Source organism: Lentzea sp. NPDC051838 (genome assembly GCF_040681245.1).
Classification (GTDB): Bacteria; Actinomycetota; Actinomycetes; order Mycobacteriales; family Pseudonocardiaceae; genus Lentzea.
Map to the genome: position 1 here is coordinate 15,685 of NZ_JBFAYI010000031.1, position 16,789 is coordinate 32,473.

The following is a 16,789-nucleotide window of genomic DNA, read 5'->3' on the forward strand; positions in this document are numbered from 1 at the left end:
AGTACCTACTATTTTGTCAGGTACCCACCTTTTGGTAAGGATCCTGGATGAAGCCACGAACGTATGCGTGCGGACTCGACGCCGCGGTCGACGTGATCGGCGGACGCTGGAAGGCACTGCTGCTGTGGCAGCTGCACTACGGCCCGCTGCGCACCGGGGAGCTGCGCCGCAAACTGCCGGGCATCAGCGAGAAGATGCTGATCCAGGTGCTGCGCGAGATGGAAGCCGACGAGATCGTGCACCGCGAGGTGTTCCACGAGGTGCCGCCACGCGTCGAGTACTCGTTGACGGAGCTCGGTCAACGACTGAACACCGCGCTGCTGCCGTTGGGCGACTGGGGCGAGGACAACATGCGGGCGATCGCGCGCCGACGTGGCGTGGAGCCCGCGCCTAAGCATTGAGCAGCAGGCGTTCCGCCCACTGCGGTACCGCGTAGCCCGCTTCCCTGATGCGCACCCTCAGCGGGCCGGGCAGCCGTGCCACGTCGAGGCGCTGCTTGATCCGGCTGTTGCCGACCAGCAGCAGACGAGCCGCGGCCGCGTCGTGGCGAGCGTCGGCCCGCGGGTCCTCGAGCGCGGCGATGATCTCCGCGATCGGGGTCTCGCGCAGGATCAGTCCCGGAACGTCCTCGTACGGCGGGGACTTCACGCTTCCACCGATGCCGGACGCGTACCAGGACAGCAGCTGGAGCACGCCCGTCACCGAATCAACGGCACGCATGCGTTTGCGCGCCTCGACGACGTGCTTCGAGTCGTCGGCCGTCGCGAAGTGTCCGACCAGATCGCCGGCCATCTCCTCCAGCGCGGGAGGCATCGCGGCGATCCACGCCAGCCGCTCCGGCCGTTCCGCATCGCTGAGCAACAGGCCGGGCAGACCGTGCTCCTCCAGCCAGCGCAACAGCACCACGCCGTCCGCGAGCTCCGCGTGGCCGCTCTCCCACTGCCAGTCGAGCGAGATCCCGTGGTGCAGAACGACTTCGGTGAGAGGTTCGCTTTGCGCGTCGAAGAACTCGAGCCTGGCCTGGCCGCGGCACGCGCACACGTAGCCCGGCAACGAGCCGACCTTCATGGCCGCGCGCAGGCGATCGCGCTCCTCCGGCCGGGACAGGTCGACGGTGATCTCGCCGTACCACTGGATCTCGGAGACGCGGACGCTCGCGGCGTTCCGGAGGACCTCGTCGAGCGCGGTGAGGCTCATCGGTCGAGATAGACGACAGTCGCGTCGTCGGAGACCTTCTTGCGCGGCCAGTCGACGGCCTTGGCGTCTTCCTTCTCGACAGCGCGCATTTTGCGGATCAGATCGTCCGGCCCGTTCGCGGCCATCAGCTCGAGCGCCTGACGCCAGTCGAAGAGGTTGAACAGATCGACCGCCCGCGCGGCGCCGTCGGACAGGATCGCGACGCGCTTGACGTCCTGAAGCGGAATCTCACCCGTCAGCGCATGCTCGACGTCGGCGGCGTTCGCACCGGCCGTGCGGTTGGTCTTCGTGTCGCTCACGACGCGAAGTTCCTGCTTGGTGTCGACCACCACCGTGGCGTCGCCGAGCACCAGGTACCGCAGCACGTCGTCCTTGACCTGAACGAGCCCGACCGTCGCGCTGGGGCTGTCGGGATGATCGAGATCGCAGCTCCCGGTGTGCAGCTCACGAGTCTGCTTGATGGCCTCTGCCAGCGCCGGAGCAGGTCCGAGGTGCGCGAACCGCAGCAGCTCGGCGGCCAGTTGGTCGGCGAACCAGCCGACGCTGTGCTCGCAGCCGTTCTCGGGCTTCGCGGTCACCCCGTCGAGCACGGCGAGCAGGTTCGGACCGACGAGCGCACGGTCCTCGCTCGGCGCCGTGGATCGTCCCGCCTCGGTAGCCATCTGCGTACGCACAGCGTTTCCCCTCCGCCACAACGACGACGGGCCCCTGACCGGCTTGGTCAAAAGGCCCGTCGCGGAGCCTACAGGTCAGGTTCGGGTTTCCACTCGGACGCTGATGACCTGATGGCTGGCGCACCTGGTGAACGAGATCTCACCCACGCCGACCCACGGCCCCTCGCACGCGATGAGGCCGACCGCGGGGTCGAAGTGCCGCTGCACCATGACGACGCGGTGCTGGCCGACACCGGTGGTGCACAGGCTGCTCGCGGAGTTGCCGTTGTTGCTGACCGTGCAGTTGCCCGGACCTGGCGCCGGCGGGGGCGGCGGGATGAGCTCGCGGACGTACAGCAGCTTGTTCGGGGATGCGTTGCCCACGTTGGTGATCACGTTGTTGGTGGCGCTGTTGACCAGGGTGTCCCTGACCTGCTGCGGCGTGAACGACGGGTTCGCCCCGAGCACCAGCGCGGCGGCACCGGCGGCATGCGGGCTGGACATCGACGTACCGCTCATGATCGTGGACGAGGTGTCGTCGGAGTTCGCGAGCGAGGGGATGTTCGACCCCGGCGCGAAGATGTCCACGCACATGCCGATGTTGGAGAACGACGCGCGCGCGTCACCGCTGTCCACCGCACCGACGGTGATGGCCAACGGGTTCCGCGCCGGGGACGGCCTGCAGGCGTCGGAGTTCTCGTTGCCGGCCGCCACCGCGATCGTGATGCCGGAGTTGATCGAGTTCGTGACCGCGGTGTCGAGAGCACTGCTCCCGCCCAGGACACCGAGACTCATGTTCGCCACGGCAGGCCTGACCGCGTTCGAGGTGACCCAGTTGACGCCGTCGATGATGCCCGCGACTGAGCCGGTGTTGCCGCAGCCCAGAACCTTGACGGCCACCAGGCGCACCGCCTTGGCGACACCGAACTCGAACCCGCCGACCGTCCCGGCGACGTGCGTGCCGTGCCCGTTGCAGTCGGAGTTGATGCCGTCGCCGGTGGTGTTGACGCCGAAGCTCGCCCGGCCGCGGAAGTCCGCGTGCGTGGTGCGGATGCCGCTGTCGATGACGTACGCCGTCACGTTGCCCGCCGCGTTCGGGTACGTGTACGAGCTGTCCCTCGGCAGGTTCCGCTGGTCGATCCGGTCCAGGCCGTAGGACGGCGGGAACGCCTGCGTGTCGTAGCCCGACACGACGTGGTTCTGCTCGACGAACGCCACCGCGGGATCCGCGGCCGTCCTCGCCGCCGCCTTCGCGTTCATCCGGATCTCGGCACCCCGCAGTGCCGCGCTGAACGTCCTGGCCACCGTCCCTCCGTGCCTGCCGGACAGCCGGGTCGCCGACGACCCGACCCCCGCCCGGCCGACCGCGCTGTCCTTGAAGACCACGATGTAGCTGTCGGCGATGGCAGTGGCACCGCCGGCCCTGAGCACCGCACCGACCGGCTCTTCCGCCACCGCCGGCGTCGCCATGGCCACCAAGGCCAGCGCGACCACCGATAATCGTCCCAACGACCCCATTTTCCGCCTCCCTGAACGATGTCCAGAAAATGAATGCGGACGAGAGTCGCCGGTCATGGGCCACCGGCACATCGGTAGTTCTGCTGAACCGGCTACGGACTCGCTCGGCGGGCGGCTTCGAGATCCTGAGTGGACAGCCAGGTGACACACGAAGACCCCGTGACCTGTCTCACCTGGTCACGGGGTCTTCGTGTTGCTGTGGCGGGTAGAGGATTCGAACCTCTGTAGCTTTCGCGACGGATTTACAGAGTGCCTCGACCACCACGTTTGACCTTGTGCTTTGCAGCCTGCAGGCACGGTTTCGGCAACCGGTTCGGCAAGGGGTGTTGGCCAAGCGAGCCCAGCGCGCACGTCGCCCTGCTCACTTGCGTTCGGTTTGAGCTGTGCTGAACCGAACGGACGGGGCACACTGAAGCCATGAGCGAACAGCCCATCACCACTGTCTCGGCCGAGGAGTCGCCGAGTTGGGCCGATGTCCTCCGCCATGCCGAGCACGGGGAGACCGTCGCCGTCGTCGCGTGCGGCCAGCACGTCGCCGACGTCGTTCCATCAGGAGAGCTGGACCGCTTGCGCGAGACCATCGATGTCCTGTCTGACAGCGAGCTTGTGCGAGACCTGATCGAGGGGCTGAGCGACGCTCAAGCCGGCCGTGTGGTCTCGGCTGAGGACGTCATCGCCGACCTGGCAGCACGGCGCAAGAGCAGTGATTAACCTGCTGTTCATCTTCACCGAAGCGATCTACGGCTTGAAATGCCAAGCCCCGTAGTTAGAGTCAGCCCCATCCCGAACTGACTCCGAACGCTGCGAGGCCGCCATCGAATGGACAGCCCCTCCTACACAGTCGCGTTCTCTCGGGCAGCGCGCCGTCGCCTCGCCAAGCTGCCCGAATCAGCAGTAGCCGCACTCATCGAGCACTTGATGGGCCCCGTCGCCAGCAATCCCCACCAACTCGGAAAGCTCCTCGAAAAGCCTTTGAACGGCGTATGGAGCACCCGCCGAGGCGAGTACCGAGCCCTCTACATCATCAATGACACCGAACACTTGGTCACAGTGATCGCAGTGGACCATCGTCGCGATGTCTATCGCCCTCGGTGAGTCAATCACCGGCTGCCATGTCAGCCAGATAAAATCGCTCCATGCTTGCCGAGATACCACCACTGATCGATATCACCGTCACATCTGGCCCGGGAGAGCAGCCGAAGATCACTGACTGGTGGTCAGTCGGAATCGCCATCGGAGCCTTGTTTGTCGCGTCCATCGCGGCCTTCTTCAACTGGAAAACAAATCAGAACCAAGCAAAACAACTTGCCAGCCTCGAACAGGAAAACGCCGAACGGAAGCAGCAAGAGAGGCGACATCAGGCCTCCCGCGTATGGGCCGTGATCGACGACAGACTAAACATTATTGTACGAAACGCGAGCGAACTTCCAATCTACGACGTGGTCACAAGCTACATCGGCCCACATGGCCAGGAAGCCTTCGACCGGGTCGACATGATCGATCCAGAGCACTCACGTCTTGAAATAGGCGGCTCTCAAAAGTCTATATCCCGCCAGATTGACCGCTCCATCATGGGCGAAGGCTGGAATCCAGACAAAAACGTCGGCCTCTACTTTAGATCCGATGGAAGCTTCAAAGAAACGTACGTTGAGGCCAGATCCTTAGGTAAGGAAGTAATTCGGTCTGGGGCCACCGTCGCGTTTCGCGATGCCAATAATCAGACCTGGGTTCGTCGTCCAAATGGCGACCTAGAGAGCGGCTCGGCAGGCGAGTAATCGGCAGGTTGCTAAGTCAACACGACGCGTCCTGCAGCACGCAGACGGAGCAAGGCCTGCACAGTCGATCACAGTTACGCCGACACCTGACATCCTCGCCGGATGCGCGCCCCCGGTTTGGCCACCGGGGGCATCGGCGGGGACACATCCGGCGATGAGGTGGACCTATGGCGACCTCGGGTTTTCCCGACCCTGCGCACGGGCGCCAAGTTGGTGGCGTTCTTCGCGCTGATGTTCTTCGCGGCGCTCCGGCCTGAGGAGGCCTCCAACCTCAGGCTCTACAACCTGCGGCTCCCGCCGAAGGTGTGGAACGAGGAGGCGCAGCGTTGGGAGGTCCACGAGTGGGGAGTGATCGACCTTGAGGGAGCGGCTCCCGAAGTCGGTGCCGAGTGGACGGACAGCGGTAAGCGGCACGAGGAGCGCGAACTCAAGCACCGTCACAGGGGCTTCGGCAGATCAGTCCCGATGTGCCCGGAGCTGGCTCTCTACCTCTATGAGCACATCGATATGTTCGGCATTGGGCCGCGGGCTGCTGTTCGTCGCTGAGCGTGGTGGGCGCATTGGCAGCTCTACCTACGGGCGGATCTGCGATCTCGCTCGCAAGATCGTGTTCACGGTGGAGGTGGCGGCCGGCCCGCTGGCGAAGCGGCCGTACGACCTGCGGCATGCCTGTGTGACGTTCTGGCTCAACCTGGTCAAGGAACCCAAGCGGGTCGCCGAGTGAGCAGGGCACAGCCTTGCGGTGCTGCTGCGCGAGTACGCGAAGTGCATCGACGGAGGTGAGCAAGAAGCCCTTAGGAGCGTGCAGGAGGGATTGAGCGGCTCTGCGGTGGCGTTCAGGGCTGCGTGACCGCCCTGCCACGGGCCTTTGACGAGCAGACAGCAACGTCGAAGCCCTGCAAGAACCCGATAAGCCAATCAGCCTCCATCGAGTGCCGTCATCCGGACGACTTGCACCCCGAATGTCCCACGAGGTGGTGGTGGACTGACGCCATGTACGCAAGCCGCTCTGCTGGGATCAGCACAACTGAACGAATGATGGCATCGGCGTACTTGTCGTCAGTAGACGCGAACGCCAGAAAGCCCACAGTTGCCAGCGTGGTAAAGAGCAATGCAACAGACAAATAGGGGCCAACAGGAAGGTCTATTTGATTACCGAAAATCTGAAATCCGAGCGTGGCGATATCAGCATGCTTGGACCAATCGCGCGCCAAGTGCGACGGCATCGCGGCGACTGCGAGAGCGTAGATCATCACAAAAGCGACGATAGCAATACCAAACACAAGGACAAAAACACGACGCAATGATCGCCACTTAAGGCGCTTCTTAACCGTCGCCGCGATGGCGTCCACGCATTCATCATCAAGGGGGACCCGAAATGCGTTGAGGTACCTAGCCTCTAGCTCCTGCTTCTTGGGCTTCTCATCCGACGCCCTGACTTTATATGCGATTTCGGCCGCCGTGACGTGAGGATTTTCATCTTTGCCTACAGTACTGAATCCATGAGCCAAGGCATCGCGCGTCGAGCTCTTTGCTACCCGGCGCACGGCAAGCACAACGAGAGGAATCACGGCGATGACCGAAAGCAACGCAATCCGCCCACCGCCCATTTCTGACGCCAACCGCCACGGGTCTTCAGTAAGAAGCGGAGCCAGGACCACAATAAAGGCAACAGGAACGAACAGAGGAATGGTCGCCGCGAGTGTCAGCGCCGCAATTCCCCACTTAGCGGCGAAGATCACAAGCAACGGGACAAAATAGACTGCAAACAGCGCGTTCTCGTCCCCCCGGACAAGCAGCCAAACCCATCCCGCAAACCATGTAACCACGTAGGAAAGATACAGAATGGTCGCCGTGCAACTGTTGAAGGCGACAGCAAACACGCCACAGATAAGGACAAACACGACGGCACCTACAGCCGAAGGCACACCCCACTTCAGCTCACGAACTGCAAGAAAGACTATGCAGACCATCACGTAGATAAGCAGCCATGTGCTGGCCCTGCCAGATCCAACAGAGTAATCGGGACGCTCCGCTTCACTCAGGCCACGACCTCCGTGCAGTCGTAACGCACGCAACGCCAACAGTCGCGGCAGATCGGATCTATCTGGCTTACTACTGGCGTTCACGTTTACCTAGCCTTTCCAGCCACACTGGTTAGCACTAAATCAAAAGAGGTCAGAGCTCCACCACCGATGCCAATGCTGGGTCCGGCCACTGAGCGTCGAGCCATGCCGTCACGAGTTCCCTGTTAAACCCGGCAGTCCCGACCACCAGAAGGCAGCCGCCGCCTTGGTCTACCAGGATAAGGCCGGGCGACCGCGGCGATCAGCTTCCAGGTAGACGGTGGTGGCAGTGTCGGCGCACCCCCAGGTAGGGGGCCGTTTCAGACTCTGATGCGCCGGATATCGGGGTAGGTGTGTTCACACCTGCTCATCACCGCATGAGGCCCAAGCGCTACATCCAAGCGCATGTCGAGCCGGATGCCCGTGCCTGCCCCTCCCACGGACCATCCAGCTAGGGGTGTGCCGAACTTCGGCACGCATTCGGCACAGACACCAGCAACGGGCCGGATCGAGCCGTACGCAGCCGGACAGAACGACGAAGGCCCTGTGACCAGAACTTCCTGGTCACAGGGCCTTCAGTACTGCTGTGGCGGGTAGAGGATTCGAACCTCTGTAGCTTTCGCGACGGATTTACAGTCCGCTCCCATTGGCCGCTCGGGCAACCCGCCCCACACCGCCGTAACGGTGCAGGCGGAACAATACATAACCCCTTCGGGAGACCCCAAATCGGGGTACCCCAGTAGCATCGACGCAGGCTGTGACCCCGAGTTCGAGGAGTGAAGTCGTGGCGGACCCGTCGTTCGACGTGGTGAGCAAGGTGGACCGGCAGGAGGTCGACAACGCGCTCAACCAGGCGGCCAAGGAGCTGAGCACGCGCTTCGACTTCCGCGGGACCAACACCACAGTGGCCTGGGCCGGCGAGGAGGCGATCGCCTTCTCCTCCGAGACCGAGGAGCGCTGCAAGGCGGCGATCGATGTCTTCCAGGAGAAGCTGGTCAAACGCAACATCTCGATGAAGGCGTTCGAGATCGGCGAGCCCGCGGTGTCCGGGAAGGTGTTCAAGGTCACGGGAAATCTCGTGCAGGGCATCACCTCGGAGAAGGCCAAGGAGATCGCCAAGAAGATCCGTGACGAGGCGCCCAAGGGCGTCCAGGCGCAGATCCAGGGCGACCAGCTGCGGGTGTCCGGCAAGAAGAAGGACCACCTGCAGGACGTGATCGCCCTGCTGAAGGGTTCCGACTTCGGCATCGCCCTGCAGTTCACCAACTACCGGTGAAGGGCATCGTCCTCGCCGGTGGCAGCGGGACGCGCCTGCACCCGATCACGCAGGCCGTCTCCAAGCAGCTGCTGCCGGTGTTCGACAAGCCGATGATCTACTACCCGCTGTCGGTCCTGATGCTGGCCGGCATTCGCGAGGTGCTGATCATCTCCACGCCGACGGACTTACCGCTGTTCCGCCGGCTGCTGGGGGACGGATCACAGTGGGGCATGAGCTTCTCGTACGCCGAGCAGGCCGCGCCGAACGGGCTCGCCGAGGCGTTCATCATCGGCGCGGACTTCGTCGGGGACGACGACGTGGCGCTGGTGCTGGGCGACAACATCTTCTACGGCCAGGGTTTCTCGTCGACCCTGCAGTTCCACGCGTCCACTTTGGACGGCTGCGTGCTGTTCGGGTACCAGGTGAAGGACCCCGAGCGGTACGGCGTGGGCGAGGTCGACGCCTCCGGGAAGCTGTTGTCGATCGAGGAGAAGCCCGCGCAGCCCAAGTCGAACCGGGCGATCACCGGGCTCTACTTCTACGACAACGGTGTGGTGGACGTCGCGTCGAAGCTCAAGCCGTCACCGCGCGGCGAGCTGGAGATCACCGACGTCAACCTGCACTACCTGCGCGAGGGCCGGGCGCAGCTGGTGGACCTGAGCCGCGGGTTCGCGTGGCTCGACACCGGCACGCACGACTCGTTGCTCGAAGCCGGGCAGTTCGTGCAGGTGCTGGAGCACCGGACCGGCGTGCGCATCGCGTGTCCCGAGGAGATCGCGCTGCGCATGGGCTTCATCTCCGCCGAGGAGTGCTACGCGCTCGGCGAGAAGCTCGGCAAGTCCGGCTATGGCGAATATCTGATGGCGGTGGCGCGCGCCGGCCGTTAACCGGCCCTGCGCGCCATCTCCTCCAGCCGGCGGATGCGGTCGGCGATCGGCGGGTGGGTCGAGAACCACTTCGCGAACTGCTCCCCTGAGCGGAACGGGTTCGCGATCATCAGGTGGCTCTGCGACACCACCTCCGGCTCCGGTGCGAGAGGCGCCGCCCGCGTCCCCAGCTCGATCTTGCGCAACGCGCTGGCCAGCGCCAGCGGGTCGCCGGTGAGCTCCGAGCCGGACGCGTCGGCCTGGAACTCGCGCGAGCGGCTCACGGCCAGGCGCACGACGGTGGCCGCGATCGGGCCTAGCAGCGCGATCAGCAACAGCCCCAGCGGTCCGGGACCGTCGTCGTCATCGCCGCCGAAGATCCCGGCGAACAGCGCCAGGTTCGCGAGCATCGTGATCACGCCCGCGAGCGCACCGGCCACGCAGCTGATCAGGATGTCGCGGTTGTAGACGTGGGCGAGCTCGTGGCCGAGCACGGCGCGCAGCTCGCGTTCGTCCAGCAGGTCCAGGATGCCCGTGGTGCAGCACACCGCGGCGTTGCGGGGGTTGCGGCCCGTCGCGAACGCGTTCGGTGCGACGGTCGGGCTCAGGTAGAGCCTCGGCATGGGCTGGCGCGCCTTCTGCGACAGCTCACGCACGATCGCGTAGAGCAGCGGCTGTTCCACCTGCGACACCTGCTGGGCGCGCATCGCACGCAGGGCGAGCTTGTCGGAGTTGAAGTACGCGTAGGCGTTCACGCCCAAGGCCAACACCAGGCCGATGACCAGTGCCGTCCGGCCGAACAGCCCGCTGATCACGATGATCAGCGCGCTCATCCCGCCGAGCAGCACGGCCGTCTTCAACCCGTTGAAGTGCTTGTGCACGGTTTTCGCCTCCGGGTTTTACGTCCTACCTCTCAACGAACCAGGCCTGCGTCCGGTTCCGGTGGAGGTTTCCGGGGCGGCCTCGGCGGCAGGGTCGAGCGGTGGTGGCGGCGGCACCTTCTCCACCCACGTGGCCAGCACGTCCCGTTCGTGGACCAGCTCGGCCACGGCGCCGTCGCCCTCGATCGAGCCCGTTCCCGGGTAGCCGAACTCCGGGGCCCAGTGCAGGGCGTCGAACGGGCAGACCTCGACGCAGATGCCGCAGTAGAGGCACTGGCCGTAGTCGATCGCGAACCGGTCGAGCACGTTGCGGCTGCGCGGGCGGGCGCTGCCGGGTTGCTGTTCGACCTCGGTGTGGCTCGTGATGTGGATGCACCAGTCGGGGCACTCGCGCGCGCAGATCATGCAGACCGTGCAGTTGGCGTCCAACAGCGCGATGACGCCCCTCGTGCGCGGAGGAAGCTCGGTCACGGGGTCTCCTCCTCGCTGCGATTTTCTCTGCGCGGACCCCACGACGGGTCCGGCACTCCGGGCGGTGCGGTGCGGCGGCGGCTCGGGGCGCTCGTGTTGTCCTCACCAGGTTCGAGCGCGCCTGGCCACGGGCGTACAACCCGCGAGGCCAGCACGAAGTCCTTGCGCAGCGGGTGGCCCTCGAAGCTGTCGGGCAGCAGCAGGTGCTCAGGCTTGCTGTCGACGGTGATGCCGAACATCTCCGCGGCCTCGCGTTCGTGCCACCGCGCGCCCTTCCAGAGGTGGGCGACGCTGGGCAGTGCGTCGGCGTCCGAGACCTCCGTCCGCAGCATCACGCCTTCGCGTGTCTGCGGGTTGATGACGTGTAGGAACACCGCGTGGCGCTGTCCTGCCGCGCCCGGTCGTCCCGCGTCCTCGACGCCGAGCCAATCGAACATCACGTAACCGCTGGCGTGGTGCCCGGTCGCGGTGTCGAGCCAGTTCGCCAGCTCGACGTGGTGGATCGTCTGGCCGAAGGCGGTCTTCGGGGTCGTCACGCGTTCACCAGCCCGTGGAGTGCCTTGAGGCCTTCGAGCAGCGCTTCCGGCCGCGGCGGGCAGCCGGGAACGGCGACGTGGACCGGCAGAGCCTGGTCGATGCCCTTGGTGACGCTGTAGGAGTCCCAGTACGGACCGCCGGTGTTGCTGCAGGCTCCCACGGAGATCACGTAGCGCGGTTCGGGCATGGCCTCGAAACTGCGGATCACAGCGGGCAACATGGCGTCCGTGACGGTGCCGGAGACGACGAGAACGTGTGCCTCGCCCGCGCCTTGGGCCAACGTGACACCCAGGTCGGGAAGGCGGTCGAGCGCTGCCATCACTTCGACTCCGCAGCAGGCGAGCCCGAGTTCGAGGACGGTGACCTGGTAGGTGACACCCCAGTCCAGGCGAGCAGAAACGGTCACAACCAGCGAGGGTAATACTTGGGGGCCCACCAGCTTGCGCCTGGCGGACCCCCACCCCCCTCATGATTCCCCCCCCGGAATCGGCTCCCACGCGTGGTCGCCGCAGATAGCTTTGTACACCGCGCTATAGGTGTCCAGGGATTTGAAGACAGGATCTGCAGATAATTTCCCTGCGAAATGTGGACAAGTTCAGTTCAACTGATCGGTAGAACACCAGAGAGGGTTCCGATGTCCGGCTCGTCCCAGTTGGTGCTCCCCACGAGCACCTCCCTGCACCGCCTGCTGAACATGCCCGGCGCTCTACTGGATACCACGATGGACCAGCTCAGGACACTGTTGACGGTGCATGAGACCCGATCGGCGCTACGGGCGGCACGGGTGCTGGGGCGCGAGCAGTCGAGCGTGCAGAAGCAGCTGGACACGTTGAACAGGAACTTCCAGGAACTGTGCGGCGAGCAGCTGGTGGTGAAGCAGGGGCGCGGAAAAGACGTGCTGTTCACGCCCACTGGTGAGTCGCTCGTCGAATTGGCGCGGGAGACGCTCGCGGAGTGGCTCGACGGAATTCACGAGTGCCGCCGCAAGCTCGGCACGACCGTCACCGTCGGCACCACGCGATACATGCTCGACACGCTCGCGAAGGCGTGGCACCACGTCTCCGACGAGTTCCGCGAGCGCGACGTGGACCTCAAGGTCGTGCACATCCGCACCAAGGACATCTGGACGAAGCTGGAGACGCAGGAGGTCGACGTCGTGTGCGGCAGCGTCGTGACGCGGGCCGGCGCGGGGTGGGAGCGACCGGAGTTCGACGTGGTCGAGTGGCGGCGCGGCGGGCTCGCGTTGCTGACGAACCTGCCCCAGACGGTGGTCGGCGACCGCGTGCGGGTACCTCAGCTGCGGTCGATCCCGCTGGTGGTGCCGGGGGCGGGGCTGATCGCGGAGTTCCTGCGCGGCTGGTTCGGGCCGGACTACCAGCAGGGGCTCGACATCGCGGCCGAGATCGACGAGATCCAGTACGGCATCTCGCTGCTGCGCTCGAACCTCGTCCAGGGAGCCATGATCGTGACGTCTGGCTTGGGCGTGGTGGCGTCGAACAACGAGCTGAGGGAGGGAGGGGGCCTGCGCGTCGTCGAGCTCTCAGATGACTCGCTGGAGCGGCTTGTGGGCGTCTTCGCCCGAACGGACGAGCTGTCGAAGCATCCGGCGGATCACCCGCTGAACCTGCTGTGGTCGGCCTTCAAAGCAGAAGCGCCCCGGCCGTAGCCGAGGCGCTCCCAGTTCCTACTTCTTCGCGGGTGTCATGCCGTCGTGCTCAGGCCTCCGCTGTTCGACTTTGGGGCGTTGCTGGGCTTTGGCCATCTTGGCCAGCCAACTCGTCGCCTCCGAGCGGATCTTCGCCAGCTCGTCGTCGCGTGCCTGTTGCTCGTTCATCGGCCACTCCCTGCGTTCGGGAAATCGCTTCGATGGGAGCACTACCGGGCGTGCGCCCGCTAGGGCCGCCATACTTGTGGGTGAACCTGTTTGACAGCATCGCCCGCCGATGGGTTTCACGCACCCCGACACGGCGTGATTGGCGTCTTTAGTACCCCCGGTACCCGCCACCCAGGCCGATGCTGACCAGACCGGGGTGGTTGTGGAAGCCGCCGTAGCGCGCGTAGGTGTAGCGCACCCCGGCGATGATGTTGTCGACCGGCGCGAGGATGTTGTCGTAGCCGGCCAGCTTGTACGCGTTGAACGTCGGGTCGATGCACTGCATCAGGCCCTTCGACGGCGTGCCGCGCATCGCGTTGGAGTCCCAGTTGTTGACGGCGTTGGGGTTGCCGTTCGACTCCTTCATGATGATCGTGTAGATCTCGTCGATGCTGCTGTTGTCGATGTTCGTGCCGTTGGCCTGCAGGATCTTGATGGCTTCCTTGATCCAGCCCTCGACCTCGCGCTGCTTCGCGGGCTTGCGCATCTCGATCTGACGCTCGGCCTCGGCCTTCGCGGCGGCCTCGCGCTGGGCATGAGCGTCCGCGGCGACCTTCGTGGCCTGCTCGAACGTCTGCTGCGCGTACATCTGCTGGAACTGCAGCAGGCGGCCGACCTGGGTGCCGGGGTTGACGTCGTGCACCGTCTGAATGGTCTTCGCCTGCTGGTCCGGGACTGCGCCGAACTCGGCACCAGCCGCAAGCTCGCTGGAGGAACCGCTGGTCGCGGCGTTGGCGATGGCTGCGGTGCCGGCGGCGACACCCGCTGCGACGACGATGGCGCTCACGCGGTGGGCGAGCGGAACCTTGTCGTCCTCGGCGCGGTGCGCACCGATCTTCAGTTCTGCGTTGGGCACGACCGTGTACACGGTTCGGCCGGCGGCCTTGCTGTGCCGGGCCAAGGGGAAGCCTCCTGCGTCGGGGAGCTTGGCCACCGGACTTGCTCGGCGGGGGATTCCGGGCCGGACTCACTGGTTGCGCGTACTGCGGTTCCTGTGTCCTGCCGGTGACCAAACCGTTATCGGCGGGCGAGAACGTAACCTCGCGTCACGAGCGCAGGCAAGCTTGAGCGCCCGTTGGGTGACTCTCGTCACGTTTCCGATGAGTTGGGCTAGCCGTTGCTGACAGACAGTCAGCTCGCTGTGTGCATCCTGCTTAAGTTCATCGTTGCCTCCTGACGAACTGGCGGAGCTGTCTGTTAGTTCGGCGTGAGCCCGGCTCTCGTTATGGGTTACGTCCACGACCACGCGATCGAGTGATGCCGTCACGCTTCGTAGTCTTGCTGGGGTGTGTGGCACTGACCTGCGCGTTCTTGATCGCTGGACAGCGTTTTCTGCAGTCTGATGAGGGGTACGGAGCAGCGCTGTCCGTGGTTCACTCGAAGTCGTGGGTGATCAAGAGGCGCGGCGCCGGGCCGCGCGGGAGGCCGTTCTTCAGGCACGCCTCGAGGCCGAGCGCCCGTGGTGGCAGAAACGGCTGGCCTCGTGGTTCTTCTCGATCCCCGCGCGCATGTGGCGTTCGTTGAAGTGGTGGGGCCGAGAGGTCGGCGGCGGCACGCTCGAAGTGCTGTTCGCCTGGATCGCACTCGCGATCGTGTTCGCCGTCGGCCTGCTCGTGACGTGGCTCTGGTCCTACCTGCCGTTCTGACGCTGCTGCTCGAGGGCCTTCAGCACCCAGTCCGCGCTGTCGGTCGGACCGGAGTTGAACGAGATGGCAGCGTGCGGCTGGTGCCAGTGCACAAGGTTGACCACGGCTTGGAAGAGCTCCAACAGCTCGGCGGGCTTGCGGATCCCACCCCCGACGACAACACAGTCGTAGTCGCGCTGCTGCAGGTGCTCGGCGATCTTGGCGGTGTCGTACGGCGGGTCGAAGCTGATCAGGCACTGGTCCTCGGTGAGGCCCTGGCGCGCGAAGTTCCTGCTGCCTTCGTCGAGCTGTGCCTGGACGGCGCCCGGCTCGAAGCCGGGGATGGTCTCGGCGGCGAACCCGATGAGGAGAACGTTGGACACCTTCTAACGCTTCCGCTGCTGCTCGAGCGCCTTCAGCACCCAGTCGGGACTGTCGCTGGGACTGTCGTTGAAGGCAATCGCGGCCGTCGGCTGGTGCCAGTGCACGAGGTTGACCACCGTTTGGAAGAGCTCCAACAGGCCAGGCCCCTTGCGGATGCCACCGCCGACCAGCACCGCGTCGTACTGCCTGCTTTCGAGCTTCTGGACCAGCTTGGCCTCGGCCGTCCCACCCAGCTCGGCGAAGTCGACAAGGAACAGGTCTTCGTCGATGCCGAGCTCGACGAAGAGCTTGCTGGCCTGCTCGATGCCCGCCGCCACCGGAGCCGGGTCGAAGCCGGGGATGGTGTGCGGGTCGAAGCCGATCGCGAGAATGGTTGGCATTCACCCGAGGCTATGCGTTCTTGTGGCGGTGAGCCCGTGAAATCCGGGCGACAGTCCACCGGCCCGTGGATACGGTCGGCCGCATGCGTGAGCTCACCTGGCGGCCGCTGACCCGTGACGACGCCCAGGCGTCGGCCGACCTCCTCAACGCCATCGAGGTCGTGGACCAGATCGGTGAGAACTACACGGCCGAGGACACCCTGACCGAGCTCGTCGACCCGTCCGCGGACCTTGAGCGCGCGAGCCTCTGCGCCTTCGACGGCGACGTGATGGTGGGCTACATGAAGGTGCGCCACAAGCCGTCGGCCTCAGTGGTGCACCGGGTCATCGTGGACGGCGGAGTGCATCCCTCTTATCGGCGCCGCGGGATCGGCAGTCGACTGCTGGAGGCCGGAATCGCGGCGGCGCAGGTGGTGCACGCGCTGCATCACCCCGGTCTGCAGCTCGTGGTCGAGATGCTGAAGGCCGAGAAGATCGCTGGGCTGTCCGAACTGGCGTCGTCGCTCGGCTTCGCGCCCGTCCGCTACTACCAGCGGATGGAGCACCCGCTCGACTCGTTGCCGCGGGTTGCCGAGGACCTGCGGATCGAGGCGTGGACCGCGGAGAACGACGAGGACTTCCGCTTCGTGCGGAACGAGGCGTACGCGGACTACTGGGGCACCGCGCCGATGCCCGCGGACCTCTGGCAGAACAAGATCACCAACCAGACGTTCCGGCCCGCGGCCAGCTTTTTGCTCCGGGATGGTGGCGGCGCGCCAGTCAGCGTGCTCGTGACGATGCATTGGGAAGCCGACACGTCGTACACGGGGATTCGGGACGCGCACTTCATGGTCATCGGGACGCGGCCCTCGTACCGGCAGCAGGGGTTCGCGAGTGCGCTGATCGGTTACGCGCTCGCTGCCGTGGCTGTGCAGGGCTACGACCGGGCCAGCCTGAGCGTGGAGAGCGCGGCCGAAGCACCTCGGTTCTTCGAGAAGGCCGGGTTCGAGCCGAAGATGAGGTACGTGCGGTGGGCGCTGCCTACTTCTCACTGAGCTGCGGCTCGCCGTCCACGATGAGCAACGTCGTGAGGCGGTGGTCTAACTGCTCGCGGAAGTGCCCCGCGTAGCCGTTCTCCTCGACGTGAGGGGCCAGCAGCATGACGACCTGCCCGTAGATCTCGGCCCACTCGTCGTCCAACCAGTACAGCCGCGCGTGCAGCCCCCAGGTGAAGTGCTCGCCCTGCAGGTTGTGGCCGCGGTACTGGCGGCGCAACGCCACGTGGTCACCGCCGGGCAGGTGGCTTCTGGGGGCGCTCCTCGGTGA

Annotated in this window: 22 protein-coding genes, 1 tRNA gene and 1 pseudogene; 10 read left to right on the forward strand and 14 right to left on the reverse strand. The window is 65.4% G+C overall.

What is annotated here, in order from left to right; translation table 11 throughout:
• The first annotated feature begins 47 nt into the window (after positions 1-47).
• Positions 48-401: a helix-turn-helix domain-containing protein gene (locus tag AB0M24_RS39235; protein WP_363778635.1), complete on the forward strand. Its 354-nt coding sequence runs from the start codon at positions 48-50 to the stop codon at positions 399-401.
• On the opposite strand, the gene AB0M24_RS39240 is transcribed toward AB0M24_RS39235, so the two are convergent.
• The 3 genes from AB0M24_RS39240 to AB0M24_RS39250 all read right to left on the reverse strand — a co-directional run bounded on the left by AB0M24_RS39240 (position 391) and on the right by AB0M24_RS39250 (position 3,368).
• Positions 391-1,197 carry a hypothetical protein gene (locus AB0M24_RS39240; protein WP_363778637.1) on the reverse strand — a complete coding sequence of 269 codons (807 nt, stop codon included), beginning with the start codon at positions 1,195-1,197 and terminating at the stop codon, positions 391-393. The two genes, AB0M24_RS39235 and AB0M24_RS39240, sit on opposite strands and share 11 nt — an antisense overlap.
• Positions 1,194-1,871: a protein phosphatase 2C domain-containing protein gene (locus AB0M24_RS39245; protein ID WP_363778639.1), complete on the reverse strand. Its 678-nt coding sequence runs from the start codon at positions 1,869-1,871 to the stop codon at positions 1,194-1,196. Before AB0M24_RS39245 ends, AB0M24_RS39240 begins: the two co-directional genes overlap by 4 nt.
• Before the next feature lie 75 nt (positions 1,872-1,946).
• Positions 1,947-3,368, reverse strand: coding sequence for a S8 family peptidase (locus AB0M24_RS39250; RefSeq protein ID WP_363778641.1), 1,422 nt, complete (start codon positions 3,366-3,368; stop codon positions 1,947-1,949).
• A gap of 417 nt (positions 3,369-3,785) precedes the next feature.
• On the opposite strand from AB0M24_RS39250, the gene AB0M24_RS39255 reads away from it, so the two are divergent.
• The 4 genes from AB0M24_RS39255 to AB0M24_RS39270 all read left to right on the forward strand — a co-directional run bounded on the left by AB0M24_RS39255 (position 3,786) and on the right by AB0M24_RS39270 (position 5,689).
• A complete protein-coding gene (locus AB0M24_RS39255; RefSeq protein ID WP_363778643.1) occupies positions 3,786-4,079 on the forward strand; it encodes a hypothetical protein in 294 nt (97 codons plus the stop codon).
• Positions 4,080-4,187: 108 nt separating this feature from the next.
• Positions 4,188-4,463 (forward strand): type II toxin-antitoxin system RelE/ParE family toxin, encoded by a 276-nt coding sequence (locus AB0M24_RS39260; RefSeq protein ID WP_363778645.1) that lies wholly within the window; start codon positions 4,188-4,190, stop codon positions 4,461-4,463.
• 41 nt (positions 4,464-4,504) lie between these two features.
• Complete coding sequence (locus AB0M24_RS39265) at positions 4,505-5,143, forward strand: hypothetical protein (RefSeq protein ID WP_363778647.1); 639 nt, start codon at positions 4,505-4,507, stop codon at positions 5,141-5,143.
• Between the two features lie 102 nt (positions 5,144-5,245).
• The gene (locus AB0M24_RS39270) at positions 5,246-5,689 is read left to right on the forward strand and encodes a hypothetical protein (RefSeq protein WP_363778649.1); all 444 of its coding nucleotides are present in this window, start codon (positions 5,246-5,248) and stop codon (positions 5,687-5,689) included.
• Between the two features lie 392 nt (positions 5,690-6,081).
• Here AB0M24_RS39270 and AB0M24_RS39275 read toward each other — a convergent pair whose 3' ends face one another.
• Positions 6,082-7,047: a hypothetical protein gene (locus AB0M24_RS39275; protein ID WP_363778651.1), complete on the reverse strand. Its 966-nt coding sequence runs from the start codon at positions 7,045-7,047 to the stop codon at positions 6,082-6,084.
• Between the two features lie 749 nt (positions 7,048-7,796).
• Positions 7,797-7,877 (reverse strand) — tRNA-Tyr (locus AB0M24_RS39280).
• A 116-nt stretch (positions 7,878-7,993) separates the two neighbouring features.
• Between AB0M24_RS39280 and AB0M24_RS39285 the strand changes: the two genes are divergently transcribed.
• Together AB0M24_RS39285 and rfbA are read left to right on the forward strand one after the other, a co-directional pair.
• Positions 7,994-8,485: a YajQ family cyclic di-GMP-binding protein gene (locus AB0M24_RS39285; RefSeq protein ID WP_319971329.1), complete on the forward strand. Its 492-nt coding sequence runs from the start codon at positions 7,994-7,996 to the stop codon at positions 8,483-8,485.
• The gene (gene rfbA, locus AB0M24_RS39290) at positions 8,482-9,354 is read left to right on the forward strand and encodes a glucose-1-phosphate thymidylyltransferase RfbA (RefSeq protein ID WP_363778654.1); all 873 of its coding nucleotides are present in this window, start codon (positions 8,482-8,484) and stop codon (positions 9,352-9,354) included. Before AB0M24_RS39285 ends, rfbA begins: the two co-directional genes overlap by 4 nt.
• Here the strand turns inward: rfbA and htpX are convergent.
• From htpX to nuoB, 4 genes are read right to left on the reverse strand one after another with little or no spacing between them, the layout of a single operon-like run.
• Entirely contained in the window at positions 9,351-10,214 is an 864-nt protein-coding gene (gene htpX / locus AB0M24_RS39295; protein ID WP_363778656.1) for a zinc metalloprotease HtpX, read from the reverse strand. The genes rfbA and htpX overlap by 4 nt on opposite strands.
• An 18-nt stretch (positions 10,215-10,232) precedes the next feature.
• A complete protein-coding gene (locus AB0M24_RS39300; RefSeq protein ID WP_363778658.1) occupies positions 10,233-10,685 on the reverse strand; it encodes a 4Fe-4S binding protein in 453 nt (150 codons plus the stop codon).
• Positions 10,682-11,221 (reverse strand): NADH-quinone oxidoreductase subunit C, encoded by a 540-nt coding sequence (locus AB0M24_RS39305; protein ID WP_363778660.1) that lies wholly within the window; start codon positions 11,219-11,221, stop codon positions 10,682-10,684. Before AB0M24_RS39305 ends, AB0M24_RS39300 begins: the two co-directional genes overlap by 4 nt.
• Entirely contained in the window at positions 11,218-11,628 is a 411-nt protein-coding gene (gene nuoB, locus AB0M24_RS39310; RefSeq protein ID WP_363778662.1) for an NADH-quinone oxidoreductase subunit NuoB, read from the reverse strand. Before nuoB ends, AB0M24_RS39305 begins: the two co-directional genes overlap by 4 nt.
• Before the next feature lie 315 nt (positions 11,629-11,943).
• Here nuoB and AB0M24_RS39315 point away from each other — a divergent pair, with 315 nt between their 5' ends.
• Complete coding sequence (locus AB0M24_RS39315; protein WP_363778788.1) at positions 11,944-12,888, forward strand: LysR family transcriptional regulator; 945 nt, start codon at positions 11,944-11,946, stop codon at positions 12,886-12,888.
• Between the two features lie 18 nt (positions 12,889-12,906).
• Here AB0M24_RS39315 and AB0M24_RS39320 read toward each other — a convergent pair whose 3' ends face one another.
• Together AB0M24_RS39320 and AB0M24_RS39325 are read right to left on the reverse strand one after the other, a co-directional pair.
• Positions 12,907-13,056: a hypothetical protein gene (locus tag AB0M24_RS39320; RefSeq protein ID WP_363778664.1), complete on the reverse strand. Its 150-nt coding sequence runs from the start codon at positions 13,054-13,056 to the stop codon at positions 12,907-12,909.
• Between the two features lie 148 nt (positions 13,057-13,204).
• Positions 13,205-13,555, reverse strand: a pseudogene (locus tag AB0M24_RS39325) (transglycosylase SLT domain-containing protein); the annotation flags it as partial.
• Between the two features lie 925 nt (positions 13,556-14,480).
• Here AB0M24_RS39325 and AB0M24_RS39330 point away from each other — a divergent pair.
• A complete protein-coding gene (locus AB0M24_RS39330) occupies positions 14,481-14,741 on the forward strand; it encodes a hypothetical protein (RefSeq protein ID WP_363778666.1) in 261 nt (86 codons plus the stop codon).
• Here AB0M24_RS39330 and AB0M24_RS39335 read toward each other — a convergent pair.
• Together AB0M24_RS39335 and AB0M24_RS39340 are read right to left on the reverse strand one after the other, a co-directional pair.
• The gene (locus AB0M24_RS39335; protein ID WP_363778668.1) at positions 14,726-15,103 is read right to left on the reverse strand and encodes a hypothetical protein; all 378 of its coding nucleotides are present in this window, start codon (positions 15,101-15,103) and stop codon (positions 14,726-14,728) included. The two genes, AB0M24_RS39330 and AB0M24_RS39335, sit on opposite strands and share 16 nt — an antisense overlap.
• 3 nt (positions 15,104-15,106) lie before the next feature.
• The gene (locus tag AB0M24_RS39340) at positions 15,107-15,484 is read right to left on the reverse strand and encodes a hypothetical protein (RefSeq protein WP_363778670.1); all 378 of its coding nucleotides are present in this window, start codon (positions 15,482-15,484) and stop codon (positions 15,107-15,109) included.
• Positions 15,485-15,567: 83 nt separating this feature from the next.
• Here AB0M24_RS39340 and AB0M24_RS39345 point away from each other — a divergent pair, with 83 nt between their 5' ends.
• Positions 15,568-16,518 (forward strand): GNAT family N-acetyltransferase, encoded by a 951-nt coding sequence (locus tag AB0M24_RS39345; RefSeq protein ID WP_363778672.1) that lies wholly within the window; start codon positions 15,568-15,570, stop codon positions 16,516-16,518.
• On the opposite strand, the gene AB0M24_RS39350 is transcribed toward AB0M24_RS39345, so the two are convergent.
• Positions 16,505-16,744, reverse strand: a complete 240-nt coding sequence (locus tag AB0M24_RS39350; RefSeq protein ID WP_363778674.1) for a hypothetical protein — start codon at positions 16,742-16,744, stop codon at positions 16,505-16,507. The genes AB0M24_RS39345 and AB0M24_RS39350 overlap by 14 nt on opposite strands.
• Positions 16,745-16,789: the final 45 nt, after the last annotated feature.